This is a genomic window from Rhizobium sp. SG2393, assembly GCF_042610495.1.
Taxonomy (GTDB): domain Bacteria; phylum Pseudomonadota; class Alphaproteobacteria; order Rhizobiales; family Rhizobiaceae; genus RU20A.
Genome location: NZ_JBHGAP010000002.1, coordinates 208,167 through 233,845, shown reverse-complemented (window position 1 = coordinate 233,845; position 25,679 = coordinate 208,167). Strand labels below are relative to the sequence as shown.

At 61.5% G+C, this 25,679-nt stretch carries 24 protein-coding genes and 1 tRNA gene; 8 read left to right on the top strand and 17 right to left on the bottom strand.

What is annotated here, in order from left to right; translation table 11 throughout:
• Positions 1 to 51: 51 nt before the first annotated feature.
• The 3 genes from fabI to fabA all read right to left on the bottom strand — a co-directional run bounded on the left by fabI (position 52) and on the right by fabA (position 2,668).
• Positions 52 to 858 carry an enoyl-ACP reductase FabI gene (fabI, locus tag ACED18_RS09860; RefSeq protein ID WP_377291578.1) on the bottom strand — a complete coding sequence of 269 codons (807 nt, stop codon included), beginning with the start codon at positions 856 to 858 and terminating at the stop codon, positions 52 to 54.
• Positions 859 to 863: 5 nt separating this feature from the next.
• On the bottom strand, positions 864 to 2,087 hold the full coding sequence (gene fabB, locus ACED18_RS09855; protein WP_377291576.1) for a beta-ketoacyl-ACP synthase I: 1,224 nt from the start codon (positions 2,085 to 2,087) through the stop codon (positions 864 to 866).
• A gap of 65 nt (positions 2,088 to 2,152) precedes the next feature.
• Positions 2,153 to 2,668 (bottom strand): 3-hydroxyacyl-[acyl-carrier-protein] dehydratase FabA, encoded by a 516-nt coding sequence (gene fabA / locus ACED18_RS09850; protein WP_149738826.1) that lies wholly within the window; start codon positions 2,666 to 2,668, stop codon positions 2,153 to 2,155.
• A 269-nt stretch (positions 2,669 to 2,937) separates the two neighbouring features.
• Between fabA and irrA the strand changes: the two genes are divergently transcribed.
• On the top strand, positions 2,938 to 3,360 hold the full coding sequence (irrA, locus tag ACED18_RS09845; protein ID WP_377291574.1) for an iron response transcriptional regulator IrrA: 423 nt from the start codon (positions 2,938 to 2,940) through the stop codon (positions 3,358 to 3,360).
• A 39-nt stretch (positions 3,361 to 3,399) separates the two neighbouring features.
• Here irrA and ACED18_RS09840 read toward each other — a convergent pair whose 3' ends face one another.
• The 5 genes from ACED18_RS09840 to ACED18_RS09820 form a co-directional block, all read right to left on the bottom strand.
• On the bottom strand, positions 3,400 to 4,035 hold the full coding sequence (locus ACED18_RS09840) for a trimeric intracellular cation channel family protein (protein ID WP_377291572.1): 636 nt from the start codon (positions 4,033 to 4,035) through the stop codon (positions 3,400 to 3,402).
• 90 nt (positions 4,036 to 4,125) lie between these two features.
• On the bottom strand, positions 4,126 to 4,914 hold the full coding sequence (locus ACED18_RS09835) for a YdcF family protein (protein ID WP_377291570.1): 789 nt from the start codon (positions 4,912 to 4,914) through the stop codon (positions 4,126 to 4,128).
• Positions 4,915 to 4,965: 51 nt separating this feature from the next.
• The gene (locus tag ACED18_RS09830; protein WP_377291568.1) at positions 4,966 to 6,138 is read right to left on the bottom strand and encodes a TMEM43 family protein; all 1,173 of its coding nucleotides are present in this window, start codon (positions 6,136 to 6,138) and stop codon (positions 4,966 to 4,968) included.
• Positions 6,139 to 6,269: 131 nt separating this feature from the next.
• Complete coding sequence (locus ACED18_RS09825) at positions 6,270 to 6,602, bottom strand: DUF6665 family protein (protein WP_377291566.1); 333 nt, start codon at positions 6,600 to 6,602, stop codon at positions 6,270 to 6,272.
• 80 nt (positions 6,603 to 6,682) lie between these two features.
• Positions 6,683 to 8,062 (bottom strand): nicotinate phosphoribosyltransferase, encoded by a 1,380-nt coding sequence (locus ACED18_RS09820; RefSeq protein WP_377291564.1) that lies wholly within the window; start codon positions 8,060 to 8,062, stop codon positions 6,683 to 6,685.
• A gap of 332 nt (positions 8,063 to 8,394) precedes the next feature.
• On the opposite strand from ACED18_RS09820, the gene ACED18_RS09815 reads away from it, so the two are divergent.
• The gene (locus tag ACED18_RS09815; RefSeq protein WP_377291562.1) at positions 8,395 to 10,167 is read left to right on the top strand and encodes a hypothetical protein; all 1,773 of its coding nucleotides are present in this window, start codon (positions 8,395 to 8,397) and stop codon (positions 10,165 to 10,167) included.
• A gap of 84 nt (positions 10,168 to 10,251) precedes the next feature.
• Here the strand turns inward: ACED18_RS09815 and rpsA are convergent, their stop codons facing one another.
• Both rpsA and cmk read right to left on the bottom strand, forming a co-directional pair.
• Positions 10,252 to 11,955 (bottom strand): 30S ribosomal protein S1, encoded by a 1,704-nt coding sequence (rpsA, locus tag ACED18_RS09810; RefSeq protein WP_377291560.1) that lies wholly within the window; start codon positions 11,953 to 11,955, stop codon positions 10,252 to 10,254.
• Between the two features lie 175 nt (positions 11,956 to 12,130).
• A complete protein-coding gene (gene cmk / locus ACED18_RS09805; RefSeq protein ID WP_377291558.1) occupies positions 12,131 to 12,760 on the bottom strand; it encodes a (d)CMP kinase in 630 nt (209 codons plus the stop codon).
• A 193-nt stretch (positions 12,761 to 12,953) separates the two neighbouring features.
• Between cmk and ACED18_RS09800 the strand changes: the two genes are divergently transcribed.
• The 3 genes from ACED18_RS09800 (at position 12,954) to ACED18_RS09790 (ending at position 13,610) form a co-directional block, all read left to right on the top strand.
• Positions 12,954 to 13,343, top strand: a complete 390-nt coding sequence (locus tag ACED18_RS09800) for a TIGR02300 family protein (protein WP_377291556.1) — start codon at positions 12,954 to 12,956, stop codon at positions 13,341 to 13,343.
• A 7-nt stretch (positions 13,344 to 13,350) separates the two neighbouring features.
• Positions 13,351 to 13,533 carry a hypothetical protein gene (locus ACED18_RS09795; protein WP_377291554.1) on the top strand — a complete coding sequence of 61 codons (183 nt, stop codon included), beginning with the start codon at positions 13,351 to 13,353 and terminating at the stop codon, positions 13,531 to 13,533.
• A 1-nt stretch (position 13,534) separates the two neighbouring features.
• Positions 13,535 to 13,610, top strand: a tRNA-Ala gene (locus ACED18_RS09790).
• 134 nt (positions 13,611 to 13,744) lie between these two features.
• On the opposite strand, the gene ACED18_RS09785 is transcribed toward ACED18_RS09790, so the two are convergent.
• The gene (locus ACED18_RS09785) at positions 13,745 to 14,287 is read right to left on the bottom strand and encodes a hypothetical protein (protein ID WP_377291552.1); all 543 of its coding nucleotides are present in this window, start codon (positions 14,285 to 14,287) and stop codon (positions 13,745 to 13,747) included.
• Positions 14,288 to 14,377: 90 nt separating this feature from the next.
• Here ACED18_RS09785 and ACED18_RS09780 point away from each other — a divergent pair, with 90 nt between their 5' ends.
• Positions 14,378 to 14,536: a hypothetical protein gene (locus ACED18_RS09780; protein ID WP_377291550.1), complete on the top strand. Its 159-nt coding sequence runs from the start codon at positions 14,378 to 14,380 to the stop codon at positions 14,534 to 14,536.
• 22 nt (positions 14,537 to 14,558) lie between these two features.
• On the opposite strand, the gene ACED18_RS09775 is transcribed toward ACED18_RS09780, so the two are convergent.
• On the bottom strand, positions 14,559 to 15,185 hold the full coding sequence (locus ACED18_RS09775; RefSeq protein ID WP_377291548.1) for a ribonuclease D: 627 nt from the start codon (positions 15,183 to 15,185) through the stop codon (positions 14,559 to 14,561).
• On the opposite strand from ACED18_RS09775, the gene ACED18_RS09770 reads away from it, so the two are divergent.
• A complete protein-coding gene (locus tag ACED18_RS09770) occupies positions 15,184 to 15,645 on the top strand; it encodes a hypothetical protein (protein ID WP_377291546.1) in 462 nt (153 codons plus the stop codon). The two genes, ACED18_RS09775 and ACED18_RS09770, sit on opposite strands and share 2 nt — an antisense overlap.
• A 107-nt stretch (positions 15,646 to 15,752) precedes the next feature.
• Positions 15,753 to 16,784, top strand: a complete 1,032-nt coding sequence (locus ACED18_RS09765) for a hydroxyacid dehydrogenase (protein ID WP_377291544.1) — start codon at positions 15,753 to 15,755, stop codon at positions 16,782 to 16,784.
• 31 nt (positions 16,785 to 16,815) lie between these two features.
• On the opposite strand, the gene ACED18_RS09760 is transcribed toward ACED18_RS09765, so the two are convergent.
• The 5 genes from ACED18_RS09760 to ACED18_RS09740 all read right to left on the bottom strand — a co-directional run bounded on the left by ACED18_RS09760 (position 16,816) and on the right by ACED18_RS09740 (position 25,668).
• On the bottom strand, positions 16,816 to 17,910 hold the full coding sequence (locus tag ACED18_RS09760; RefSeq protein ID WP_377291542.1) for an HD domain-containing phosphohydrolase: 1,095 nt from the start codon (positions 17,908 to 17,910) through the stop codon (positions 16,816 to 16,818).
• A gap of 137 nt (positions 17,911 to 18,047) precedes the next feature.
• A complete protein-coding gene (locus ACED18_RS09755) occupies positions 18,048 to 20,312 on the bottom strand; it encodes an ATP-binding protein (RefSeq protein WP_377291540.1) in 2,265 nt (754 codons plus the stop codon).
• A complete protein-coding gene (locus tag ACED18_RS09750; RefSeq protein ID WP_377291538.1) occupies positions 20,309 to 20,818 on the bottom strand; it encodes a molybdopterin-dependent oxidoreductase in 510 nt (169 codons plus the stop codon). Before ACED18_RS09750 ends, ACED18_RS09755 begins: the two co-directional genes overlap by 4 nt.
• 588 nt (positions 20,819 to 21,406) lie before the next feature.
• Positions 21,407 to 24,067: a DEAD/DEAH box helicase gene (locus ACED18_RS09745; RefSeq protein WP_377291536.1), complete on the bottom strand. Its 2,661-nt coding sequence runs from the start codon at positions 24,065 to 24,067 to the stop codon at positions 21,407 to 21,409.
• A complete protein-coding gene (locus tag ACED18_RS09740) occupies positions 24,067 to 25,668 on the bottom strand; it encodes a site-specific DNA-methyltransferase (RefSeq protein WP_377291534.1) in 1,602 nt (533 codons plus the stop codon). Before ACED18_RS09740 ends, ACED18_RS09745 begins: the two co-directional genes overlap by 1 nt.
• Positions 25,669 to 25,679: the final 11 nt, after the last annotated feature.

Sequence of the window (25,679 nt, the reverse complement as noted above, 5' to 3'; positions counted from 1 at the left end):
CGCAGCCGAACAAACGAAAAGGCCGGCATCTCGCCGGCCTTTTGCATGTCGTCATTCCGTATCTGCGCCCCGCAGCCGGTCCAGTGTCGGCAGCGATGTGATGTTGTAGCCGGAGTCCACGTAGTGGATTTCGCCGGTGACACCATTGGAAAGGTCGGAGAGCAGGTAGAGAGCCGAGCCGCCGAGATCTTCGATGGTCGGGGTGCGGCGCAGCGGCGCGTTCTTCTGGTTCCAGGAGAGGATCGCACGGGCATCCGAAATGCCGGCGCCGGCGAGCGTACGCACAGGCCCGGCCGAGATCGCGTTGACGCGGATGCCCTGCGGGCCGTAATCGCTGGCGAGGTAGCGCACGGAGCTTTCGAGCGCGGCTTTGGCGACGCCCATCACGTTATAGTTCGGGATCACGCGCATGGAGCCGCCATAGGTCAGCGTCAGCATCGAACCGCCATCGGTCATCAGCTCTGCGGAACGCTTGGCGATTTCCGTGAAGGAGAAGCAGGAGATGACCATGGTGCGCACGAAATTCTCGCGCGTCGTATCGGCATAAAGCCCCTTCAGCTCGTTCTTGTCGGAAAAGCCGATGGCATGCACCACGAAGTCGAGCTTGCCCCAGCGCTCGCGGATCGCATCCATGGTGCGATCGACCGAAGCCAAGTCTTCCACGTCAGCCGGAACGACCAAGTCCGAGCCGAGCTCGGATGCGAGCGGCTTGACCCGCTTGCCGAGGGCTTCGCCCTGATAGGTGAAGGCGAGCTCCGCACCTTCAGAAGCGAGCTTCTGGGCAATGCCCCAGGCGATCGAGTGATTGTTGGCGAGCCCCATGATGAGGCCGCGCTTGCCGTGCATGATGCCAGACATGGATGTCACCCGTTGTGGCGCTGGAAGACCAGCGTGGCGTTGGTGCCGCCGAAGCCGAAGGAGTTGGAGAGGATCGTATCGATCTTGGCATTGTCGATGCGGCTGCGCACGATCGGCACGCCTTCGAATTCGGGATCCAGCATCTCGATATGGGCGCTTTCGCCGATGAAGCCGGCCTGCATCATCAGCAGGCCGTAGATCGATTCCTGCGCGCCGGCCGCACCCAGGGAGTGGCCGGTCAGCGACTTCGTGGACTGGATATGCGGGATCCTGTCGCCGAAGACTTCGCGGATCGCGCCGATTTCCTTCGAGTCGCCCACCGGCGTGGATGTACCGTGGGTGTTGATGTAGTCGACCTCGGTCTTCACGGTGGAAAGCGCCTGTCGCATGCAGCGGGCGGCACCCTCACCGGAGGGAGCGACCATGTCGTACCCGTCCGAGGTCGCGCCATAGCCGACGAGTTCGGCATAGATCTTGGCGCCGCGTGCCTTGGCGTGTTCCAGTTCCTCAAGCACGAGAACGCCCGCACCGCCGGCAATGACGAAGCCGTCGCGGTTGGCATCATAGGCGCGCGAGGCCACCGACGGCGTCTCATTGTACTTGGACGACATCGCGCCCATGGCATCGAAGAGGTTCGACATGGACCAGTCGAGATCCTCGTGGCCGCCGGCAAACATGATGTCCTGCTTGCCCCACTGGATCATTTCGGCCGCATTGCCGATGCAGTGCGCCGAGGTCGAGCAGGCCGACGAGATCGAATAGTTCACGCCGTGAATCTGGAACCAGGTGGCAAGCGTGGCCGAGGCCGTGGACGACATGGCCTTCGGTACGGCGAACGGGCCGATGCGCTTCGGGCTCAGGTTCTTGCGGGTGATGTCGGCGGCCTCGATGATCGTACGGGTGGAAGGACCGCCCGAACCCATGATGATGCCGGCGCGTTCGTTGCGCTGATAGTCGGCCTCCTCGAGACCGGCATCGGCGATCGCCTGCTTCATGGCCACATGGTTCCACGCGCCGCCCTGCGAGAGGAAGCGCATGGCGCGGCGATCGACGAGGTCGGTCGGGTCGAGCGTCGGCGCGCCCCAGACCTGGCAGCGAAAGCCGTATTCGGCAAAGGAAGGCGAAGCGGTAATGCCGGATTTGGCCTCGCGCAGCGATGCCGTGACTTCCGCCGCGTCGCTTCCGATCGAGGAGACAATACCAAGTCCGGTAACAACGACTCGTCTCATCTTGTGAACCTTTCTGATCATTGAAGCGGCGGTCCCGCCGCAGGCAGCCTGTGCCGGTGCGAGCTTTAGGCCGTCTTTTCCTTGGAGAGGCCGACGCGCAGGTCGCTGGCCTGGTAGATCGTCTCGCCGTCGGCCTTCAGCCAGCCGTCGGCCGTGCCGAGCACAAGCCGGCCGCGCATGACGCGCTTGAAGTCGATGCCATATTCGAGAAGCTTGGTGTGCGGGCGGACCATGCCCTTGAACTTCACCTCGCCGGTGGAAAGCGCCATGCCGCGGCCTTCTTCACCGAGCCAGCCGAGAAAGAAGCCGGTCAGCTGCCACATGCCGTCAAGGCCGAGGCAGCCCGGCATGATCGGATTGCCCTGGAAGTGGCACGGGAAGTACCAGTCGTCCGGACGCACATCGTACTCGGCACGGATGAAGCCCTTGTCGAAGGCGCCGCCCGTTTCGGAAATCTCGGTGATACGGTGCACCATCAGCATGGGCGGCAGCGGGAGTTGTGCATTGCCGGGACCGAACAGCTCGCCGCGTCCGCAGCTGAGGATTTCCTCGTACGTGTAACTGGACTGTCTGGTCGTCATGGGCTGGTATTTCCCCGCTTTCGTGCTCGTCGTTTTGCGATGTTCGAAAGCGGCCGGAAGTTGACCCGGCCGCGTCCCATCGTCTTCATCAACGCCGTCGCATACATGATGGTCGCGTCAACGGCTAGGGGTCAATGGTCTGAGACCCCACAATTGCAGCCTCCGACGGGCCGGCGGGGCCTGTCGCTATTGAAAGCGGAACCCGCAAAAGTTATATCGGTTGTCAAGGGAGCCCGTTCAACCGGGCCGAAGGGTACATTTGCGCCGCCATGACATGCGACATCGCTCCTAGCGTCGAAGACCGTTTGCGGCTGAGCGGCCTCAGGCCGACCCGTCAGCGCGTGGCACTGGCCGACCTCCTCTTCGCCAAGGGCGACCGCCACCTGACGGTCGAAGAACTGCACGAGGAAGCCCAGATCGCCGGCGTGCCAGTGTCGCTCGCGACCGTCTACAACACGCTTCACCAGTTTACGGAAGCGGGCCTGATCCGCGTTCTCGCCGTAGAGGGTGCGCGCACCTACTTCGATACGAACGTGTCCGATCACCACCATTTCTTCGTGGAAGGCCGGGCAGAAGTCCTCGATATTCCCGTCAACAATATCGAGATCGGCAATCTGCCGGAGCCGCCGGAGGGCATGGAAATCGCCCATGTCGACGTCGTGATCCGCCTGCGGCCGAAAGTCCGCGCCTGATCGCCGCCTGACGGGACAGACACCCCTTCACACCATCCCTCACATCACGTCATCCGGATCGCGCGGCGGCCGCGGATCGCCGACGGGCAGCGTCCACCCGAAACGCAACGCACCGCCGCGGATCGCGAAGGCGGCCAGAACTCCGGCAATACCCGCTGCCTCCTGCGTTGCCCCGAGCGCGATCAGCGCCGTATAGGTGCCGGCGCCTGCAAGAGCGGCCGTGACATAGATCTCCGGCCGCAGCAGCACGGAGGGTTCGCCTGCGATGATGTCGCGAAGGATGCCGCCGAAGGTGGCCGTAAGCACGCCGGTCACGACAGCCACGGCAAAAGAGCCGGTGGCTGCGAGCCCTTTGGCCGCGCCCATGACGCAATAGGCCGCAAGCCCCACCGCATCCAGCCAGACGAGCACGCGGTAGCGTGACTCCAGGAGGCGTGCGGCAAAGAACACGAAGATGCCGACAACGCCGCAGACGACGAGATAATCCGGATTGCGCACCCAGAAGACGGGTGTTGCGCCCAGCACGAGATCGCGCAGCGTGCCGCCGCCAATGCCGGTCACGGAGGCGAGGAACATGTGGCCGATGATGTCGAGCTGCTTGCGCGCCGCGGCAAGCGCACCGGTGGCGGCGAAGACGGCGACGCCGGCATAGTCGAGCCAGTCGAGAATGGTCATGGGATCGTCCGGCCTCCGCCTCGGCACGGCCGCCTCCTGCCGCCGCTTCGGCATGTGACATGCCGGCGGGCGGCGCCGCAAGGGCGCGGCCTACTTCGGAAAGACCGTGTGGGTGCGCCCAGCCAGATAATAGGTGACGAGCCCGACCCATTCGCGTGCCGCCGTGGTCGAAAGCTGCGCGTTGAGCGAGGGCTGCGTGAAATCCAGCCCGAGCCGCGCCCGGCCCGTGGTGCGGTAGTCTGTCGGCCACGGCCGGACCTCAACGCCCATCTTGCGGAACAGGCCGACGGCGCGCGGCATGTGGAAGGCCGAGGTCACCAGCAGACAGTTGTCGAGGCCCTCGCGGGCGAGGATCTGCGCCGTATTGGCTGCGTTCTCCGAGGTCGTACGCGAGGTGCCTTCTTCGATCAGCCGGTTCGTATCGATTCCGAAGCGGCCAAAGAAGTCGCGTGCGACCGCGGCATCGCCCTGATAGGCGCCCGAGAACGACCCGTCGCCGCCGGAGATGAGGAGGCGCGCATCGGGATTCTCACGCGCCAGAATGACGGCCTCAACGAAGCGGTCGCCAGCCTGATTGAGCTCGATGCCGCCGCGCGCCGCGATCACTTCGTTTTCGAAGGCACCGCCCAGCACGATGATGCAGCGCTCGCCGGTGGCCGGCGGCACGTGGCGGGGAAAGCGGTCTTCCAGAACCTGCAGCGCCACGCTTCCGGACGTGGTGAACAGCGTCACGAAGAGCGTCAGCGTTGCGAAGACGATGATGCCGGTCCCGCTGCGGGACAGGCCAAGCCGCATGGCAAGAAGCCCGGCCACGAGCAGCAGGAAGACGAGGCTGAGCGGCTGCAGGATCAGCCAGGCGATCTTCGATATCAGGAACATCAACGGCCCTTGCACAAGAGCTGGGGCCGTTTTGCGGCAGCCATCATCGCGTCAGGCCGCCTTCGGCGTGGCTGCCGCGCTCTTCGAGCCGCGCAGCTTCAGGACGGCTATGGCCAGCACGATGCCGCCAGCGATCAGCCCAAGCGAAAGAAGCGGCCGATAGGCGAACCAGGCGAGCGCAATCACCGTCGGACCGATGATGAGCGTCAGCGCAAAGGCGATCAGCCCTGTGCCGAAGCGCACGATGGAGCCGACGAAGGGAATGACATCGGCGATGACGCCAAGGATGGAGAAGCTCAGCGAAAAGCCGATATAGAGCCCGATCAACCCGCCCAAGCGGATCAGCCAGGTGATCAGCGTATTCTCGCTCTGGGCCGCATCGAACATTTCCGCTGCGCCGACGATGCCGGCCTGCGACAGGAAGAGGCTGCGGCCATTCGAGGTGTTGAAGGGCTTCAGGCCGTTGCCGGATTGCGCCGCGATCAGGCTCGCTTCGCCGGTGTCGATACGGTCGAAGCGGATGCGAAGGTCGCCGATGGCAGGCGCATTGCGGTTGTTGGAGACGAACAGCGTCTTGCCGTCGCTGGAAACGGGCATGCCCACGGCGATCGTCTCTTCGATCTTGCGCACCAGATCCGGTGAGACCGCGATCTGCTTGGTCGTGCCGAGATTGGCGATCGTTTCGCCATCGACCACGAAGGCGCCGACATGGGCGGATGAGATCGTGAAGCGCTCACTCTCGAAGGGCATGGGCGGATTGGAATGGCCGTCCCCTTCGCGGAAATTGCTGGAATCGACAGGTCGGCTCTGCCAGTCCTTCTTGTAGCTGTAGGTGGTGACCGTCTCCTCGCCGCCGCCAAGCGTCTTCTTCGTCTCGCTGCGGCTTTCCTCCACCCACTGGTACATTTCCACGTCGCGGCGAAGGCCTGCAGCTCCCTCGGCGGATACGGCGAAGACGGAATCCTCCGGCGTGCCGTCCGGCACGACCTTGCCCGAAATATGGATCAGCTTCCCCTCGTTGGCCGGGTCCACCGTGTCGCTCGCCACGGAAACGACGAGGCCGGCGCCCTCCACGAGCGAGCGATAGGTCTTCACCGAGCGCCCCTCGTTCCAGGCCAGCAGCACGATCATCCCGACGGCGATGATCAGGCCGACGACGATGCCGATCACGCCGTTCTTCAACCGTGTGAACCACGATGTATGGGTGGTTTCCGTAAAGCTCATCATATCCCTCCGCAGGCGCAGCCCCCGCCGCCTTTGCAGCGCGGCAGTTTAACGGCGATTACGGATTCGACAACTGGCTGACCCGATGCGCCCCGCAATGGTCGAGCGCTGCGGGTGAGGGGCGAGGGTCTTCAGCCCTTGCGGACAACGCCGAGACGGGCCATCACCTCGGACGGGATACCATACCGCTGCACCACGTCGCGACCATTGCGTAGGCCGCAGATTTCGCGCTGGATGAAGAACGACCAGACGGCATCGGCCGCCGTTTGCAAAAGGTCCTCGCGCCATGTGCCGGTGGCGCCGGCCTCCAGTCCCTTCGCAAGGGCGGCCAGCGCCGCCTCCACCTTGGTGCCGTGTCGCCCGAGCGAATCGGCCCGCTCCGACATCAGCTCGTATTCGAGGACGCCAAGGCCTGTTTCGGTGGCGCGGCCCGGCTGAAGCGATTGCGGCGGACGAAACGACATGGACGACCCTCCGTGTATCCGACACAGAAGATGGGGCGCCAGCCCCCGTCACGCAAGCGATGCCGTCGCGCCGCCGATCGTCACTGCGCGCGTGCGCGAACCTCGGCGAAGGTGACGGGAGCGTGGAGCTGCCCCTCGCGCCAGACGAGCCGCATCCGGTTGGTCCGCGCGCCGAGTTCTTCCAGGCGTACGGCCTCCAGCCCGTTGAACCCTTCGATGACCGCCTGCCGGCCCGCCTTGGAAGCTTTCAGGCTCATGGTCGCCGGTCGCTTGTAGAGATCGTGCCATCGCCCCGCCGCATCCTTGCGCGCATTGGCCTTCATGGCGAAAGAGAAGGTGTCGCGGTTGAGCTTTTGCAGCAGACTGCCACCGAGACCGAACATCACGTTCTCCGCCGAAAAGCCGAAGGCTTCCAGCCGTGAGAGCACAAGCCCGATGTCGTTCAGGGAAATACCGTCGCCCTGCAGCACGCGCACGCAGTCGTCGAGCAGCTTGTAGCCCTTGGCGTTCTGCCGCGAGCCGAAGTGATAGTCGAGCTGGCGCACCGCGTGCGTCGGGTTCTCGATCGGATCGCCGCTGTCGGGGCGGATGATGAGGCGACCGCCAGCGGCGCGCACCTTGTCCTTCAGCTGCTTGCCCCAGATTTCCGAGATCGCGTAATTGATGTCGAAACTGTCTGACACGACGGAATAGGTGCCGCGGCCGAACGTATCGATCATGGCGCGATAGGCATCCGCCTCGTGGTCGCCGCCCCAGGCGATCATGGTGGAGTGCTCCGAGGCCGGATAGGAGAGATTGGCAAGCTCGGCGGCGTAATAGCGCTGTGCGAAGAGAATGCCGGTCATCGTGTCCGTGCGGTCGAAATGGATGAGATGCGCTGCGCCACCGAGACCCGCCTGCTCGAAGGAGGCCACACCGCGTGCGCCGAAATCGTGAACGGCGTGACGCAATACCGTCTCGGGATCGTCGCAGGTTTTTTCGTAGTATGGCCGCAGAGCCTGCCTGATGCGTCTGCCGTGGCTGGCGACGGTCGAAGGGTACCAGATGGCGCGCAGCAATGCGGTCTCGATGAAGCCGGGTAGCCAGAAGCACGCGGGGTCCGTGTTGATGACCTGCACCAGCGGCACGCCGCGTCGCACCCGGCTTCCTTCCGGCAGTGCCCAGATTTCCAGAGGCAGGACGCCATTGTGGCGATCCACGATGTGCATCCAGCCGGTCTTGTCGAACGGTTGGCCTTGGGCGGTCACGATGGCTTCCGCCTCTTCCACGTCCGCACGGGTGACGCGACGCATCAGGTAGCTGAGCAGAAAAGCCTGGAGGCCGAAGAACACGACATCGGTAAGGTCGGACGAGCCACGCGTTTCCACATAGGCGGAAATTGCCGTCGTTTCCGGCGGATACTGCAGGAAATGACCGAACTTGTAGCCGTCGCTGTTGAGGATGGGGTTGTCGATCTGCATGCCTGCCTCCCGCCGTCTCGGCGCAATACCGGAGAGGGTATTTGGGCGAGCTTGCGTGCAGCCTGCGGCAGGTGCCTGCGCAGGTTCGTGTTAACAACTCTTCAACAAAACTATGCGAATCCTACAGGTGCTGAAGCCCGGTGACGATGTTGACCATCGACAAAGACCTTTGAACCGGACGTCGCCCATCATCCGACAGAAGATTGTCGGCGAGCGGACGCATGACGCGGCTTCAGGCTAGACGATCTCTGAGGAAACCGGACAGGAGAATGCCGCGGAGGAGCGGACTCACGGCTGTGCGGGCCTACCGCACCCAAACGATGGATGTGACGATGCTCTCGATCAGTGCACCGGCAACATCTGCGGGCTTGCCGCCGCAGGACGACATCTTGGCCAGCGCTGCCGTGATGCGCGGCAACATGGCGAGTTCTGCCGGCGGGCAGCGACCTCTCGAGATCATCGGCTCTCTGATCGAAAAACTGGCCCGCCACGCCTCCGGTGAACAGCCGCTCTCGCGGGGCGACCTCCTGCGCCTCGTCCTGTCCCTGGGCGCGGTAACGGGTGTGTCGTGGCAAACGGACGAGAGCCTTCGCGCTTATACCCAACGCATTGCACGGGCCCTTGAAGCGATATTGCCCGAGATATCCGCCGGAGCAGCGGCAAACCGTTCATCCTCTCCGGACCCTCTTGATCGGGGGTTGCGCCAGCGCCCTGACACCGCCTCTCCTCCCTTCGCAGATGGCAGGGCGGTCCGCCCGGGCCCGGGTTCCGTTTCCATGGCGACGACGCTGCCGCGCGGCGGTGCGGAAGCCACACCTCAACGTATCCTTCCGCCGCAAGGGCCTGTCCTGACCCCTGTCATGATACAGGCGCTGGTTGCTGCGCGGGCCACCGATGCCGGCGTGATGCAGGCGGTGCAGCAGTCCGCTCCCCGTCGCAAGGAGGAAGAGGGAACAGCATCCCGATTGACGGAGGGTGAGGAAGGCGTGACGCCATCGGCACGCGAGGGATCGCGAGGTCATACGCCCCGCCCGATTCCGGCTGCCGCCAACCTGTCTGTCCGGCCACAGCAACAGGGCGTCCCTGCCGATCCGCAAGGTCTGCGCCTGACAGGCGCACCACTGACGCCTGCCGAGCGGATCGAGCCTACCACGTTGAATTCAGCTCAATCGGGCCGCCTTCTTCAAGCCCTTGCTGCATCCTCGGCGCCCGAGAACGCACTTGCTCACATTGAAAGGTTGCAGAATCCGTCTGATGGCGGTGGTGCCTCGGATGCCGCCGATCCCGAGCAAGGCCGGCATGGTGGCGCCGATGTCGTCGCTGCCGATTCAGCAGAAGCCGCACCCTATGAGGTGACCGGCGACACGGAGCAGGCTCCGGCTGAAGGTGACGACAACGCTTTTACCAACCAGCGGGCTGGTGACCGCGCCGAAATCGATTCCGACGGTACCTATCGCATCACCAATCCGACGGAAGAGATGTTGGCCGAAACGGGTCTCGCCGAACTCTTCCGAAGCGAAAGCGATGCAGCGGAGATCGCCAGAGGCGCAGATGCGACGACCGGCGCGCAGTTGCCAGGCGATGACGAATCGCTCCCTGCTGACGGGTCGACACCATTACACGACGATCGGCAGGCGGGCTCTCTTTCCGATCACGATCGGACGTTGCTCGATGAAGCCGAGCGAGCCGCGGCGCCCACGGGCGATGCTGGGAGCTACCGTGCCGACATGCGTTCGGACGAAGCGCGCCGTACCTATCGCGACCCATCGCAAGGGGCTGCCGAAGCATGGGTCGAGGGCAGGGCTGAAAGCCAGCGCGCGCTTGCGTCACTCCCGGCCGGAACCATTCCCATCCCATTCCCTGGCGCTTTGTCTTTTCCGGGCGTGGCAAACGGCCGTGGCGGCCCTTCGCATACGCAAACGATCGACCCCGTGGACAGCGATGCCTCCGGTGAAAAGCCGCCGCGGGAGCAAAACTCCGAAGATCCCGATCAGCAGCAGGAGCGTGGCGAGCATTCCGCAAAGAAGGAAGACGACACGCATGCCGATGCCGTCGATGCGTCGGGCGCCTACCATCTCTACCACCTCCTGGGTGACGCAAGCTGAGACCTGGTCTGCCGTGATGGCATGAAAAATCCGCGGGAACCGGATGGCTCCCGCGGATCGCAATCGTTCGACGATGTCGAAGGATTAGTCGTTGTTGCGGTTCTTCAGGGCCGCGCCGAGGATGTCGCCGAGCGAAGCGCCCGAGTCGGAAGAGCCGAACTGTGCGACGGCTTCCTTCTCTTCGGCAATTTCCAGCGCCTTGATCGAGAGCTGGATCTTGCGATCCTTCTTCGAGAAGTTGGTGACGCGGGCATCGACGGTCTGGCCGACCGAGAAGCGCTCGGGGCGCTGCTCGTCACGGTCGCGCGACAGGTCGCCACGGCGGATGAAGGCCGTGATGTCTTCGTGGTTCACGAGACGGACTTCGATGCCGCCATCGTTCACCGCGGTGACTTCAGCCGAAACGACGGCGTTCTTGCGCAGGTCGCCGGAAGCGGCAGCTTCGCCGACCGAGTCGCGGCCGAGCTGCTTGATGCCGAGCGAGATGCGCTCCTTGTCGACGTCCACATCGAGAACGACAGCCTTGACGACGTCGCCCTTGTTGTACTCTTCGATGACCTGTTCGCCCGGACGGTTCCAGTCGAGGTCGGAGAGGTGAACCATGCCGTCCACGTCGCCGTCGAGGCCGATGAACAGGCCGAATTCGGTCTTGTTCTTGACTTCGCCTTCAACTTCCGTGCCAGCCGGATGGCTGTGCGCGAAGGCCTGCCACGGGTTCTCGAGCGTCTGCTTGAGGCCGAGCGAGATGCGGCGCTTGGTCGGATCGACTTCGAGAACGACCACATCGACTTCCTGGCTCGTGGACAGGATCTTGCCGGGGTGAACGTTCTTCTTCGTCCAGGACATTTCGGAGATGTGGATCAGGCCTTCGATGCCCGGCTCCAGCTCGACGAACGCACCGTAGTCGGTGATGTTCGTGACGGTGCCGGAGATCTTCTTGCCGACCGGGTACTTCGTGCCGATGCCATCCCACGGATCCGACTCGAGCTGCTTCATGCCGAGCGAGATGCGGTGGGTTTCCTGGTTGATGCGGATGATCTGAACCTTGACCGACTGGCCGATGTTCAGGATTTCCGACGGATGGTTGACGCGGCGCCATGCCATGTCGGTGACGTGCAGCAGGCCGTCGATGCCGCCGAGGTCAACGAACGCACCGTAATCGGTGATGTTCTTGACGACGCCGTCAACAACCTGGCCTTCTTCGAGGTTCTGAACGATTTCCGAACGCTGCTCGGCGCGGGACTCTTCGAGGACCGTACGGCGCGAAACGACGATGTTGCCGCGACGCTTGTCCATCTTGAGGATTTCGAAGGGCTGCGGGTTGTGCATGAGCGGCGTGACGTCGCGGATCGGGCGGATGTCCACCTGCGAACGCGGCAGGAAGGCCACGGCGCCGTCGAGGTCGACCGTGAAGCCACCCTTGACCTGGTTGAAGATGACGCCTTCGACGCGCTCGCCGGCTTCGAACTTGGCTTCGAGCTTGATCCAGCTTTCTTCGCGGCGAGCCTTCTCGCGCGACAGAACGGCTTCGCCGAGAGCGTTTTCGATGCGCTCGACATAGACTTCGACTTCGTCGCCGACCTTCAGCGAACCGTCCTTGGCGCGGGCGCCGAATTCCTTCAGCGGCACGCGGCCTTCGACCTTGAGGCCGACGTCAACGATGGCGACGTCCTTCTCGATGGCCGTGATGATGCCCTTGGCGACATAGCCTTCGGCAAGATCGGTCTTGGCGAAGGATTCCTGCAGCAGGGCTGCGAAATCGTCGCGGGTGGGATTGGCTTGAGACATGGAAACTCCTGATGGATGCCGCATGCGGCATCGGCGCCGGGGGTTGGTGTTGATCAAGTCCGGGGAGGTGTCCGCCTTTCCACGTGTCTCGCGGAAAGGCAAATCCGGCGCGGGGACGCGCTCCTCGAACGGTCTTCAGTCTATCTTGGCTGTCTGTGGAGGCCGAAGCGCTCCGTCAACGTCCGAGCGCTGCATCGATGATGGCGCGCGCGGCCGAAAACGCGGCCTCTATACTCATTTCCGACGTGTCGAGCAAGTGCGCGTCGTCGGCCGGCTTCAGCGGGCTGTCGGCGCGGCCCATGTCGCGCTGATCGCGCGTGATGACATCGGCCAGCACGCCATCGTAATCGGCCACACCGCCGCCGGCGATGATCTCGTCGTAACGGCGCCGGGCGCGGACTTCGGCCGATGCGGTGACATAGAGTTTCACCGCCGCATCCGGGCAGACCACCGTGCCGATATCGCGTCCGTCGAGCACGGTGCCGGGCGCGCGCTTCGCAAAGGCGCGCTGGGCTTCCACCAGCGCCCGCCGCACGGCCGGCATCACGGCGATCTTTGACGCCGCCTCGCCGATTTCGTGGCGCGAGAGCACGGTGCGATCGAGGCCGGCAAGCTCCACGCGCCGCGCCGCCTCTGCCGCCACCGCCTCGTCGTCCAGCGGCAGTCCGGCATCAACGAGCGCCTTCGCCGTGGCGCGATAGGTGAGCCCCGTATCGAGATGGTAGAAGCCGTAGGTCTCGGCGATCTTTCGCGAGAGCGTTCCCTTGCCGGCCGCGGCCGGTCCGTCGATGGCGATGGTCAGCATGCCGGTCCCCTTCTGCTTTGCCGCCGCTTTGCCGCAAAACGGGCTGGCGGGCAAGGCGCGGCAGGGCTTGCGCGCCCAAGTTAAGCTTTGACAGATGCGGGCAAGACGATATATGGGGCCGCTATTCATTCAATCCCTGACATGCCGGGAAACCGGCCGCACCGGACTTTCCGGCTATAGACGAGGCTGCACCGTGGTAAAACCGGAACTTGGAACAAAGCGCATCGACCCGGAAACGGGCAAGAAGTTCTATGACCTGAACCGCGACCCGATCGTGTCGCCCTATACGGGCAAGTCCTACCCGCTCTCCTTCTTCGAGGAGACCTCCGTCGCCAAGGTTCTGGAGAAGGAAGAGGAAGAGGACGTCACGGAAGTCGACACCGAAAACACGGAAGTCGAACTCGTCTCCCTGGAAGAGGCCGACGACGATGCATCGGGCGGCGACGACCTGCCGGATCTCGGCGACGACGATGTCGAGATCGACGGTGACGACGACGACACCTTCCTCGAAGCCGACGAAGACGAAGATGACGACGACATGAGCGGCATCATCGGCGTTTCCGACGACGACGACGACGTCTAAGTCCTTCATGGACAAGGGGATTGGCCGCATGCCAGTCCCTGCCCGGCTAAAAAAGAGGGCGGCAGTGAAAAAAATCGGCAAGACGGAGTTTTTCGACTTGCCAAGGCCGATCGCCGGCTTTAATGAGACCGCACTTCCCGAGGCGAACGCTTCGGAAGTCACCCGGGCCGGAGAAAAACCGGCACCCTGATGGGGCTATAGCTCAGCTGGGAGAGCGCTTGCATGGCATGCAAGAGGTCAGCGGTTCGATCCCGCTTAGCTCCACCAAATTTTTTCTAGGCAACCCTCTGTTTGGTCGACTGATGTGAAGACGGCGACGTTTAGCAGTCTTATGCCAGGAAAACTTGGATGCTGAGTCGGTTTCCCCTTTCGGTTTACAGGACTCAGGCGCGCCGGATCGGCTAACGCGTCCTCTTCTGCGCCCTGCGGTAGACGTCATCGTCTTCGTGGGCACCCCTGCGGCACTGTTTTGTGCCAACCGCAATCGACGTAATGGATTTCAGCGCCGCTTTTCGAACCACACTCGTCGTCGCGGTGTCCGTTCGCGGGAAGGCGTGACGATTCTCGTGGAAGACCGTGATCGACTTTCCGGCCTTGTCCCGAAAGAGCACGGTCACGCAGACATCGTCATCGTCGCTTGGGTCGTTGTTGATGAGCCGGTTCGTGACGGTGATGCCCTTGCTGCCGGGCGCGATTCGGATCTCGACGCGCTGGTCACGCTTCCAGTCCCAGCGTGTCCTGGTGACTGGGCAACGTCCATCCTGCAGGCATGTCCCGATCGGCTGCGCCGTCCAGACATAGTCGCGCCACTCTCCCGGATTGACGGTGGGATCACTGGCAAGCAGGCCGATGGCGAGGCTGAAGGCATTGAGAGAATCGGACATGACGTCATGGTGCAGTGCAAAAGACTGCTTGCCAATCCCTCTTGATGCGGTGCCGCCCACCGCGACAGCGCCTTGCGTGAAAAGCGGCTGACAACGAATCGTGAGTGAGCGTGAACACCCGAGCTCAGCAAATCCGCCTAGAGTGGACCAATGCGAATCCAGTATCTTCTCATCGCGGCACTCTCGTCGCTTCTGTTCTGGTCATGGCTTTTCCAGGCCGTCGACCAGCTTGTCGCGGGGCATGACGCGCAAAAGCTGGAGACGTCGCGCGGCAAGCGCGTGATCGAGCTGACGGTCAGGACCGCCTGAGCGGCAACAGCAGCAGCCGCGCTCAGCTGTGCGCGAAAATGTCCGTTTCTTCCCAACCCAGCAGGTCGAGCTTGGCGCGTGTCGGAAGGAAGGCGAAGCAGGCCTCGGCCATCGCCTCACGGCCGTCGCGGGCGAGGCGATAGGCGAGCTTGTCGCGCAGTGCATGAAGATGCAGCACGTCGGAGGCGGCATATTCGAGCTGGGCAGGCGACAGCGTTTCGGCGGCCCAGTCGGAGGACTGCTGCTGCTTGGAAATATCGATCTCCAGCAATTCCTTCAGATTGTCCTTCAGCCCGTGCCGGTCGGTATAGGTGCGCGTCAGGCGAGAGGCGATCTTGGTGCAGAACACCGACGCCGTCGTCACGCCGAAGGTGTGGAAGAGAACGGCGATGTCGAAGCGGCCGAAGTGGAAGATCTTCTGGCGCGCGGGATCGGCGAGCATGGCGACGAGGTTGGGTGCCGCCGTCTGGCCCGCGGCGATGCGGATCACATCCGCCGTGCCGTCGCCCGGCGACAGTTGCACCACGCACAGGCGGTCGCGGCGCGGCACCAGACCCAGCGTTTCGGTGTCGATGGCGATCGCGCCGGTGTAGCGGGCCGCATCGGCCGCCGGAATATCGCCTTCGTGGTACCGGATGGTCGCGCTCATGAAAATCCTCGTTCCGTCTATCGTGAAGGCCCCGCCTATACCGCAATTGCACGCAGCGGGATATATGAAACGCAAGCCGACCTCCGGTTGGCGTCGTGAGGGTGAAGGCGGAATGAAGATCGTGCGCTATGGATATGTCAGTTGCCGATGGGCGATCCTGATCCTGATCGTCTGTGCCGGTTCCCCCGTCGCCGGATTGGCTGCCGGTCAGGCCATGCCGAGCCAGCCGCCTGCCGAAGCCTTTCGCGATCTTCCCGGTGTACGCCCGCCCGCAGATCTGCCGCCCGAAGACGACCCGCCAGTTTGCCAGCAGGTCTTTGTGGAGCGTGACTTTCCCTTTGAGCCCACGCGCGCACCGCGCACCGAATTGCGGTATCGCTGCGAGAAGGATGGCGTCACCTTCGAGAGCGATCATCTGCCGCGCAATCGTGAGCGCATTCAACGCGGGCTGCCCTGGTAGCGACATCTTCCCCGATGGCGCCGAACGCGATAAGCCGAAGGCGGAAGAGGCACCGCGCCTGAGGCGCATGCAAGGCAGACAGGCCCGTAGGGCTGCGGAGGAATGGCATGACCGAAAGAGGACGTCCGCTGGTTATCAGCGCACCGGAACCGCGCACACTCGATTTGATTTTTACGCCCGCGGCGCGGGCCGAGCTGCACGCGCGCTACGAGATCCTGGAAGTCGCCGCCGATGCGGTCGCCGCTCTTGACCCGGCCGTACTGAAGAATGTGCGCTACATCATCGGCCAGCCGCCGCTGGACCATGCGGCGCTTGACGCCATGACGTCGCTTCGCTGCATTCTCAACGTGGAAAGCAATCTCATCAACAACATGCCCTATGATGTGCTCTTTGCGCGGGGCATTCATGTGGTGACCACAGGCCAGGTTTTCGCCGAGCCGGTCGCAGAACTCGGGCTCGCCCTGGCGCTCAATTTGGCCCGCGGCATCGTCGACGCCGATCTCGATTTCCGGGAAGGACGGGAGCGGTGGGGTGGAGATGGCAATCGCTCCGCACGGCTTCTCTCCGGAGCAGAAGTGGGCATTATCGGCTTCGGTGACCTCGGCAAGGCGCTGAACCGTGTTCTCGCCGGCTTCCGTTGCCGTACGCGCGTCTTCGATCCCTGGCAGCCTCGCTCGCTTCTGATCGACCAGGGCGTGGAGCCGGCCGATCTCCAGACGGTTCTTGCCCAGTCTGACTTCATCTTTGTCGTCGCTTCCGTGACCTCGGAAAATCAGGGTTTCCTCAACGCCGACGCCTTCGCGGCCATGCGTGAAGGGGCAGCCTTCATCCTGCTCAGCCGCGCCGGGGTCGTCGATTTCGACGCGCTGATGGCGGCTGTTGCCTCCGGCCATATTGTTGCGGCCAGCGACGTCTTCCCCGAAGAGCCGTTGCCGCTTGACCATCCCGTCCGAACCTTGAACGGCTTCCTGCGCTCGGCCCATCGTGCAGGCGCGCTCGACAGCGCCTTCTTCAAGATGGGGGACATGGTGCTGGAGGATTTGGACCTTATGGATCGCGGCCTGCCGCCCATGCGTTGCAGGCGTGCCGAGCGCGAGACCGTTTCGCGCATGCGATCGAAGCCCGTTACCGTCAACTGAAACGCCAGACGAGGACCGCAGACAGCGGCCGTCAGGCGGCCGCGGTCTTTGTTGCGAGTTCGATGGTCTCCGGCGTCGGCTCGGCCATCACGTCACGCTCCAGATTGGTCAGCATGATGCGCAGGATGGCTGGCAGCGCGCGCATGAAGGCCTCGACACAGTGCGGGTCGAACTGCGAGCCGGCGCGTTCCTGAATGTGCTGGACGGTGCGCTCGACGCTCCAGGCTTCCTTGTAGGGACGCGACGTCGTCAGCGCATCGAAGTTGTCCGCGATCGCGACGATCCGTCCGACCAGAGGAATGTCGTGGCCGGCGATACGACGCGGATAGCCCTGTCCATCCCAGCGCTCGTGATGGCTGCCGGCGATCTCGGCGGCCAGGCGCAGCAGGCTGGACTTAGATTCCTTCAGGATATCGCAGCCGACGATGGTGTGCGTCTGCATGGCCGCAAATTCCTGCTCCGTGAGCTTCCCCTTCTTCAGGAGAACTGCATCGGGAATGGCAACCTTGCCGATATCGTGCATGGGTGAAGCAAGACGGATATCCTTGGCGTAATCCTTGCTGAGCCCGCACTCGAGCGCGATCGCCTCGGAATAGGCCGCAACCCGCTTCGTGTGGCGCGCCGTCTCGGTATCCTTGTAACTCGCCGCAATCATCAGGCGCTCGATGATTTCCTCTTCGCGCTCGCGGATTTCGCGTACTGCCTTGTCCACCTCGGTGCGCAGCCAGTCGGCGCGGTCGGCGAGTTTGTTGCGCGCCTCGACCAGTGCGATCAGATTGCGCACGCGGGCCTGAAACTCGAGCGGATTGACGGGCTTGGTCAGGAAGTCGATGGCGCCGGCGTTCAGCGCAGCCATGCGTGTCGCCGTATCCGTGTCAGCGGTCACGAAGACGATCGGCTTGTCCCGATATTTTTCGAAGTGCACGATCTCCGTCAGCAGCTCGATGCCATTGTAAACGGGCATCTGAAAATCGATGATCGCGATGTCGAATTCCAGGCCCGGCATGTCTGCCAGAACCTTTTCCGGCGCCTGGTAGGGAAGGGCGACGCACCCGGGCAGCTTCTCGACCATCTTGGTGAGGAAGCCGAGGTTGGTCTTGTTGTCGTCCACCAGCAAAATGCGCATGGTCTTCCTCTCTCCGCAAGACGAAGCCGGTTGTCTTCCCGCCTTGCTTCGTCACCGTCTTCCTGGTTTTCAGTTCATGTACCTACAGGCTTTCATCTGCTCCGAAAGTCCTGAAGAAAATCGGAACATAAGTCCATTTATGCCGCAAGCCTTTGTTTCATTTTGACTATCTCCTCCGATAGTTTTACGATGTCATCTCTTTGCACGGCCTGGTTTCGCAGCCGCTGGCAATGGTCAGCAATCCGGTCAAGTCCGACACTGCCGGCCGCTCCCTTCAGCGTGTGAAGGAGGTGGTCCCGCGTGCTGGCGTCCAGCAGATCCATCCGCTCAAGCTGCGACAACAGGCTATGCGCATCCTCGAAGAAGGAGGCGACAAGCTCGGCAAAATCATCTTCGCCCAGCACCGAGATCATCTCCGCCCGTCGCGCGGCGAAGACGGGATCAAGTTCATCCGCGATGACAGCATCCGTGTCGGAGCGGATATCGGGGGCGGCGGCGGCATCTTCGGCGTCGGTCTGCGGCACCGTCTCAGGTTCGCCCGCAACAACAGTTCCGTAGCGCTGGAACACGGCCGTTATTGTCTTCAGCGAAATCGGCTTGGACTGGAAATCGTCCATGCCGGCCTGCGTGCAGAGATCGCGGTCGGTATCCGAGGCATTGGCTGTCATGGCGACGATCGGCGTGCGCACGTATCTGCTGGCTTCTTCTGCCTCGCGAATGCGACGTGTCGCTTCGATCCCGTCCATTCTTGGCATGTGCATGTCCATGAGGATGAGATCGAAGCGTTGCTCACCCGTCAGGGCGAGCGCTTCCAGCCCGTCCTTCGCCACCGTGACGGAGTGGCCCATATGCTTGATATAGCGCATGGCCACGTCCTGGTTGACGGCATTGTCTTCGACGAGGAGCACATGCATGGGCTTTATCCGGGGTGCAGATGCCCGCTGTGCGTCCTCTGCCGGAGGCTTGGCCGTAGCCTCGGTCTCGTTCACCGGCAGTTCGAACCAGAACGTGCTCCCCACGTCCTTCGTGGAGCGTACCCCGATACGCCCGCCGAGGGCCTCGATGATCTCCTTGCAGATCGTCAGGCCGAGACCTGTGCCGCCAAAGCGACGTGTGATGCTGGCATCGACCTGCGAGAAGGGCTGGAAGAGCTTTGTGAGGCCTTCCGGATCGATGCCGATGCCGGTGTCGGAGATATCGGCACCAAACCACAGACGGCCGTTTTCGGTGAACTCGCGGATTTCCAGCGTGACGTTCCCGTTCTTCGTGAACTTCACGGCGTTGCTGAGAAGGTTCAGCAGAACCTGTCTCAGCCGCGTGGCATCCGAAAGCACCCAGGGGGCGGACAGCGCCTCCGGGGCCAGAAAGCGCATCGTGTTGCCATTTTCCGCGGCGCGGTCGCGGATCATGTCGGCAACGTCGCTCGCCAAGGCGAGGACATTCACCGGATGCAGATCGATATCCATCTTGCCATTCTCGATCTTTGCGAAATCGAGAATTTCATTGATGATCTCGAGCAGCGCCTGGCCGGAGCGGCGGATCGTCTGCACGTTCGGCCGAACGTCGTCCGGCAGTGCAGAGAGTTCGAGCAGTTCTGCCGTCCCGAGGATCGCATTCAGCGGCGTGCGGACTTCATGGCCGATCGTGGCCAGAAACTGCGACTTGGCGCTGTTGCCTGCCTGCGCGTCCATATAGGCGGAATTCAGCGCATTCGCCATCGTCTCGAGGCTGAGCCCAGCCGCGCGTACGGATTTCAGCTGTCGCCGGAGGGTGAAGATCAGGAACAGCACGCACACGACAAGCAGCAGGATGATGCCGCCCGTCTTGATCTGGATATCCATAAGGCCGTTGCGCGCATCCGCACGGGCAGTCGAAACCGTTGTATTGGCAAAGGTCAGCAGATCTTCGGTCTGCAGCACCATCCGCTTTGTCGTCTGTGCGACGCTGTTCAACTCGGCATATTGAATCGCCTTGCCGGCTGACAGGCGATCGAAAAACGGCGTCAGGACCTCTACCGATTTCTGGATGCCGTCGATCTTCTCGAGGATCCTCGCATTCCGCGCAAAGCTCTGCTCGAAGCTCGCCTGTTCAAGGATCGTCATGCGCGAATAGAGAATATCGAACCGGCGCGACAGATCCCTTTGGCTGGCACGCCAGGTGGCCGGATGGTGCAGCGTATCGGAAATCAGTTCGTTCAGTTGACGCGTTTCCCGGTCGAGCTGGAAAACCGACCAGAGCGAGTTTTCTCGTATGCCGTCCTCCAGGGAGGCGTAGCGGCTGGAAATCTCGTAAAGCATCAGGCCGAGCAGCAACAGCAGGAACGCGGCAAATCCCTGGAGCAACACCGTTGACGTGCTGACCTGGCGGATGACATCGCCACTGCGCCGCGCTGAGTCTCTCACGGCGTGACCTCGATTGCCTTGATCTGCCAGACCGAGCGCGAGAAATACTTCTCATTGTAGAGATTCTTGTCCTGATCGAAGGGATAGATCAGGAAGAGCGGCCCCTTGCTGCGGATCGACATCGTCTCCCCGTTCATGCGGGTCGCGAGGATGGTATCGAGGTCGGTTGCATCCTCCATCGGAATTTCCGCGGCGTAATCATTGAGTGCGCGCACCTTGATCGTCGTGCCTTGCGCACCTGCGGCAGCCAGAACCTCGTGCAGAAGCGGACCGCTGAAGGTGACCTTGCCCTCAGTCCACGGCGTTTCCATCGTTCCGGTGCGGCCTTTGAGGGCTTCGAGCATGGCGAGGTCGAACTCGGCGGCGGCGCCGGCATTCGGATGCTGGAGATTGGGTCCTGTCACGGTCAGGATGACCTCGCCCGTTGGCTTATCCAGCGCAAAGGCGTGCGAGGAGAAGGGGGCGACAAGCAACGTTGCGAGCAGCGCTCGCTTGAGGAACGACATGGAAGGCTCCGGAAATCAGCTCTGCGCCTGAGCACATTGTGAACAGGGTGTCGCATGTCAGACGAACGCCGGCGCCAACAGGCGTCGCCGACATCGCTCCAGCCTCATGCCGGTGCATCATCATGACACTGGGAACTTACCGAAGCGCCTTTAAATATTAGTGAATATCAAAACTCAAATACGGTACGTACTGCCGCCTCAAAAGCAAAAAGCAGGAGCTGTCCAAATTATTCGAAGTAACGACAGTCGGGACATCCAAGGGTAATTTCCGCGATCAGAAAGACAACCTTGGGAAAAGCATGCGGCCAGAACAAGCCCTGCCTGCAATGGGCAGTTATCGCCCACCAAGCTGCGTTGTTACGCAAATTATATGCAAGAAAGTGAAATAAAAGAAGATCTGCACGAAACGGAGATCTTCAAAGGGAAATGGTGCCAGAAGAGGACTCGAAAGATAATTCCAAGTCTTTGAATTATATCAGCTTAAAAGACGTGTTTTGATCGGAATACCAACACATGTACCAACAAATCGAAAGTCGTCGTGCCTATCACGCTTACCCGTCCCCTGATCTGGCTTATCCCCAAAAAAGGTCAGGCTGGCCTACCGATCGTCGCATCAACCCGGCTGAAGTCGCGGTCGCCGATCATAAGGAACACGCACGATCCGCCTGATCGATCTGCCCACAGCTCGCCGACAAGACGTTTCTCCTTCGAGTCGTCATTGGTGATGTAAGGTGCGCCCTTGTACTCCAGGACCAGATAGCGCCCGTCTGTGAGGAGCGCAATGAAATCGGGATAGAACTTGTCCGTTGCCGTCTGAAGCCAGAACGAGTTTGGCTGTTGCGACGTGTTGCGGACCCAGGCTTTCACCTCTGGCATCCGCTCCAGATAGACCGCACAATCATGTTCTTCGCCCGACGGCTCCAGATCGCCGATGACGCGGAACAAGTGCTTCCTGAAGTCAACCCGACCCTTGTAGGGCTCGCGATATCCGTAGCGGTTTTCATCGAAGGTGAGTTCAAGGTCAGCGCTCGTCTCAAATTCCAAGCCGCTTTGCGGAATGAGCGCCATCTGAAACGCCTCACCTTCGCGACGATCGCGATGCTTCGCGATCACCTTCACCAGCGCGTCGACCAGTCGGAACTTTGCCCTCGCCAACGCTTCAAGCGACATACCCGCGTTTGATGTGATGTGATCAAGCGCCTTCGATATGAAGAGCGTAGAAGAGACGCGGGTGATGTCTCGCCGGGCGGTGAAAGGAAGCCGCCGGTCAAGCCAGTTCACCAGCGCATTCTTTGTCCAGCCGCGTTCCTGAAGGTTGAGCATCAATTGCTCGTGCAGATCCGTCACGAACTGCACATTCACATGGCCCGTCTGATCCACGTCGACATGCGCTTCGTCGCGTGCCTGTTTGGGCGGGACGAAGTAATCCATGATCGGCGCCGGGTCGTCGCTTTCCAGCTTCCACGGAATATCCAGGAAGTGCCCGCGATCAAAGAGTTGCAATCCGTGCGAGGTCTTGACTGCAAGGCGCGGCACCGCAAATCGGATGGCTTCCTGTTCCTCGCCAATCGATTTCAGCCGTGCGCCGCGCGACTTGTGGACCAGCGCTTCCACCATGCCGGCGGCCGCAGGTGGAAGGGCGAGAAGGAGTGCCCTCTTATCGTAATCTGTGAGCGCACCGCGCGCCCGGATGACCTGCTTGTCCGCATCGAATTCGACACGGCCGCCCGTCAATGTGTGGATGTTCTTTTCAAAAGCTTGGAAATCCAGTTCGAAGGGCACAGCCTCTTCATGGGCAAAAGCAATCCCGCCCGGCTCCAGCCCCTGAATCGGCTCGGCAACCGCGCGCACCAGCGCTTGCGCTTCCACCCGCTCGAAGCCGTTGTTCACAAGCCCGTCGCGCAGGGTATTGGCAGCGTTCTGAAAGCTGGTGGTTGTCGCAAATGCAAAAGCGCGGTTCAGGTCTTCATGGTGCTTGCGCTTTGCATGCGGAAGTCGCAGTACGCGGCCAAGAAGCTGCTCAACCGCCCGCGCCGATTTCTGCTCGGCCACAGAACACAACACGTAGGCGAAAGAGCAATCCCAACCCTCTTTCAGCGCCTGTTGGGTGATGATGAAGCGCACCTTGCAATCGCGGTCAAACAGGTCGACGCCCTTAAGACCTTTGCTGTCGCCAGTCGCGATCACAATATGCTCTTCCAGCACACGGAAATCGTCGACCAGGAGCTTTTTCACCTCGTCGGCGTGAAGCGTCGGCTTATCTTTCGATTTCGGTTCGGCCTGCACCAGCATAACCGGGCGAACGAATTCGCCTGTCAGGTTCTCTTCCGCCCGCGCCGTGGCAGATAATTCGTCCAGCCAAGCCATGGCGTCGCTGATCGTATCACGTGGATCGGCCCGCCCGCGAAGAATGACGGGCAGCTTGATCATCTCTTCCGCCTTCAACTCCGCTGCCGAGACATGGTGCAGGACGTTTGAAGCGTAAATGCCGTTGTCTGGCTTGTGCTCCTCCGGCGTAACGGGCGTTGCGGTGAACTCCACAATCAATGAGGGGGAAAGCCGGCCCAACGTGTCGAAGGAAAGGTCGGTGCGGGCATTGTGCGCCTCATCCACGATCACCATAGGCCGGCGCATGCGCAGCACATTGGCAAGCGACGGCAGCGGATCGCCGGAGGGCCCTGCTTCGAGAATGGCCCGCTGTTCATTGGCCAAGCCGCTGAAATGGTCCATCAGCTCGCCATTTGCCTCATAAACCTTACGGCCTTCTGTCTTCTCTACGCGGAAGGCTTGGATCGTCGCGACGATGACCACAGCGCCGCCGTCATAATCGGCACGTTTTGCATAGAGCGCATCTTGAATAGTCATGACGCGGACATTCTCGCCAAACCGATCCGCGAGCGCTCGCCGGTTCGGGTGCGCTCTATCAGATAACGTCGCCAGCGTCTGTTCACGGATCGGGTCAGACGGCACCAGCCAAAGCACTGTTGGATTGTCGCAACGAAGGAACGTGTCGGCGGCTATGGCGACGCTATGGGCGGCAAGGATCGTCTTGCCGCCGCCGGTCGGCACGCGAAGGCACACGTAAGGCAGGCCCGGCAACTGCGAAAGTTCGTAATAAGGCCGGTTCGTCATATCGATGAAGCCGGTTGACGCCTTGCCGAACTCCACTGTCTTTTCCAGAAAGCGCCGAAGGCTGGCAAGCGTCTGAAGCTGATAGGTCTTCAGGGAGAATACGGGCAATGCCATCATCAAATCCCCTCAATCTGATAGGGGATCTGCTTGAAGGTGACGCCAAGGGCGGACAAGCGGTCATCCGGGACTGTGCAGCCCTCCGCATAGACGATCCGCGCACCGGCAAAATCCTTGTCCGGCAACGGCAGCGCTTCCAGCACCGCACCTGTCAGCACATTGCCCGCCTGTTCACGCGCAACGCCTACAGCTTCCGCCGAATGCAGTAGATAGATTGCCCGGTTCTGGAACGTGCCGATCAGCGGCGACGCGCCATCGGCACGCTTGGGGATTGGCGATCCGGTTTCGCAGAAGAACACATGCGCGGCAAGATTGGGAAAGGTTACGGCAGGCGAAACATTGCCATCGGCATCGAACAAAGGTTCGCCCAGAGTGCAGAAGCGGAAGCCGCCGCCGCCGCTCCAATTTACCTCTGAAGTGACACCACCATCATCGGAGTTTTCGATCACCTTTTCGATACGCGGCGCAATGTGATTACGGGCATGCTCGCCCATTTCGATAGCAATCCATTTTCGGTTTAGTTTGTGCGCTGCGGACGCGGAAGTTCCAGAGCCTGCAAAGGAATCCAGAATCATATCACCCGCTGATGTAGATACTTGAATAATATTTTTCAGAAGTTTCTCGGGCTTGGGTGTTTGAAAAACGTTCCCTTCACTAATAATGCTCTTAAGGTGAATGCTGGCTTCTTTATTGCTTCCGTTTTCATTGTGGGGCCACCAAGAGCTAAGTTTTAGTCCTTCGTCCATTTCCCGAAGGTATTTCTTGAGCATCGGTCTGCCCGTGCCTTTTAGGCCAAAAGTTATGCGTCCATCATTTAGCCAGTTCTCATACTGACTTTGGTTGCAACGCCAATAACGGCCTTTGGGAGGAAGGAAACTCTTGCCGGTTGGTCCAATGATCGGGAATTGCCCTTCACTGTAGAATTTTCCCGCCGATAAATTCTCGGCCTTCCAGTCACCGCGAGGATCATTATCTGGATTTTTAAACGTCTTCTCCTGTTCGGGCGTCCTTGCGATCTTGCCAATCACCAGCAGGTCTTCATCCTTCGCATAAGCAAGCAAATGATCATGGTTGTCAGATATATGTTTTGCTGTCTGGTTCGCGGTGTAGGATTTCTGCCAGACTACGTTCGCAATAAAATTCTTGCGTCCGAATATTTCATCCAGAATCACCTTCATGTAGTGGGATTCATTATCGTCTACAGATACCCAAATTGACCCATCGTCACTCAAGAACTCCTTCAGCAACCGCAAGCGCGGATACATCATGCAAAGCCATTTATCGTGGCGGGACAGGTCTTCCGCTTCCTTACCGACAACACTACCCAGCCAAGCGCGGATTTCCGGCGAGTTCACATTGTCGTTGTAAACCCAACTCTCATTGCCGGTGTTGTAGGGCGGGTCGATATAGATGCACTTCACCTTGCCGGCGTAGTAGGGCAGTAGCGCCTTCAGCGCTTCGAGATTGTCGCCCTGCACAAGAAGATTGCCGGCATCCGGATCGCCATGGCTCATGTCTTTGTCGCAATGGATCAGCCGATACGGAACCTCACGATGATGGTTCACAACGGCCTTCTTGCCGATCCAGTCGAGTGTGGGCATCCCAGGTCCTG

What these genes read in the sequence shown, in the direction of transcription:
- ACED18_RS09830 (WP_377291568.1), bottom strand. Translation starts at nt 6,138, where the DNA reads ATGAGCTTTACGGAAACCACCCATACATCGTGGTTCACACGGTTGAAG.
- fabB (WP_377291576.1), bottom strand. Translation starts at nt 2,087, where the DNA reads ATGAGACGAGTCGTTGTTACCGGACTTGGTATTGTCTCCTCGATCGGA.
- ACED18_RS09740 (WP_377291534.1), bottom strand. Translation starts at nt 25,668, where the DNA reads ATGCCCACACTCGACTGGATCGGCAAGAAGGCCGTTGTGAACCATCAT.
- ACED18_RS09780 (WP_377291550.1), top strand. Translation starts at nt 14,378, where the DNA reads ATGCGAATCCAGTATCTTCTCATCGCGGCACTCTCGTCGCTTCTGTTC.
- ACED18_RS09835 (WP_377291570.1), bottom strand. Translation starts at nt 4,914, where the DNA reads ATGTTCCTGATATCGAAGATCGCCTGGCTGATCCTGCAGCCGCTCAGC.
- ACED18_RS09795 (WP_377291554.1), top strand. Translation starts at nt 13,351, where the DNA reads ATGGACAAGGGGATTGGCCGCATGCCAGTCCCTGCCCGGCTAAAAAAG.
- ACED18_RS09825 (WP_377291566.1), bottom strand. Translation starts at nt 6,602, where the DNA reads ATGTCGTTTCGTCCGCCGCAATCGCTTCAGCCGGGCCGCGCCACCGAA.
- ACED18_RS09760 (WP_377291542.1), bottom strand. Translation starts at nt 17,910, where the DNA reads ATGCGCATTTTGCTGGTGGACGACAACAAGACCAACCTCGGCTTCCTC.
- ACED18_RS09820 (WP_377291564.1), bottom strand. Translation starts at nt 8,062, where the DNA reads ATGCAGATCGACAACCCCATCCTCAACAGCGACGGCTACAAGTTCGGT.
- ACED18_RS09770 (WP_377291546.1), top strand. Translation starts at nt 15,184, where the DNA reads ATGAAAATCCTCGTTCCGTCTATCGTGAAGGCCCCGCCTATACCGCAA.
- fabI (WP_377291578.1), bottom strand. Translation starts at nt 858, where the DNA reads ATGTCTGGCATCATGCACGGCAAGCGCGGCCTCATCATGGGGCTCGCC.
- rpsA (WP_377291560.1), bottom strand. Translation starts at nt 11,955, where the DNA reads ATGTCTCAAGCCAATCCCACCCGCGACGATTTCGCAGCCCTGCTGCAG.
- ACED18_RS09750 (WP_377291538.1), bottom strand. Translation starts at nt 20,818, where the DNA reads ATGTCGTTCCTCAAGCGAGCGCTGCTCGCAACGTTGCTTGTCGCCCCC.
- irrA (WP_377291574.1), top strand. Translation starts at nt 2,938, where the DNA reads ATGACATGCGACATCGCTCCTAGCGTCGAAGACCGTTTGCGGCTGAGC.
- ACED18_RS09840 (WP_377291572.1), bottom strand. Translation starts at nt 4,035, where the DNA reads ATGACCATTCTCGACTGGCTCGACTATGCCGGCGTCGCCGTCTTCGCC.
- ACED18_RS09775 (WP_377291548.1), bottom strand. Translation starts at nt 15,185, where the DNA reads ATGAGCGCGACCATCCGGTACCACGAAGGCGATATTCCGGCGGCCGAT.
- fabA (WP_149738826.1), bottom strand. Translation starts at nt 2,668, where the DNA reads ATGACGACCAGACAGTCCAGTTACACGTACGAGGAAATCCTCAGCTGC.
- ACED18_RS09765 (WP_377291544.1), top strand. Translation starts at nt 15,753, where the DNA reads ATGACCGAAAGAGGACGTCCGCTGGTTATCAGCGCACCGGAACCGCGC.
- ACED18_RS09745 (WP_377291536.1), bottom strand. Translation starts at nt 24,067, where the DNA reads ATGATGGCATTGCCCGTATTCTCCCTGAAGACCTATCAGCTTCAGACG.
- ACED18_RS09815 (WP_377291562.1), top strand. Translation starts at nt 8,395, where the DNA reads ATGCTCTCGATCAGTGCACCGGCAACATCTGCGGGCTTGCCGCCGCAG.
- cmk (WP_377291558.1), bottom strand. Translation starts at nt 12,760, where the DNA reads ATGCTGACCATCGCCATCGACGGACCGGCCGCGGCCGGCAAGGGAACG.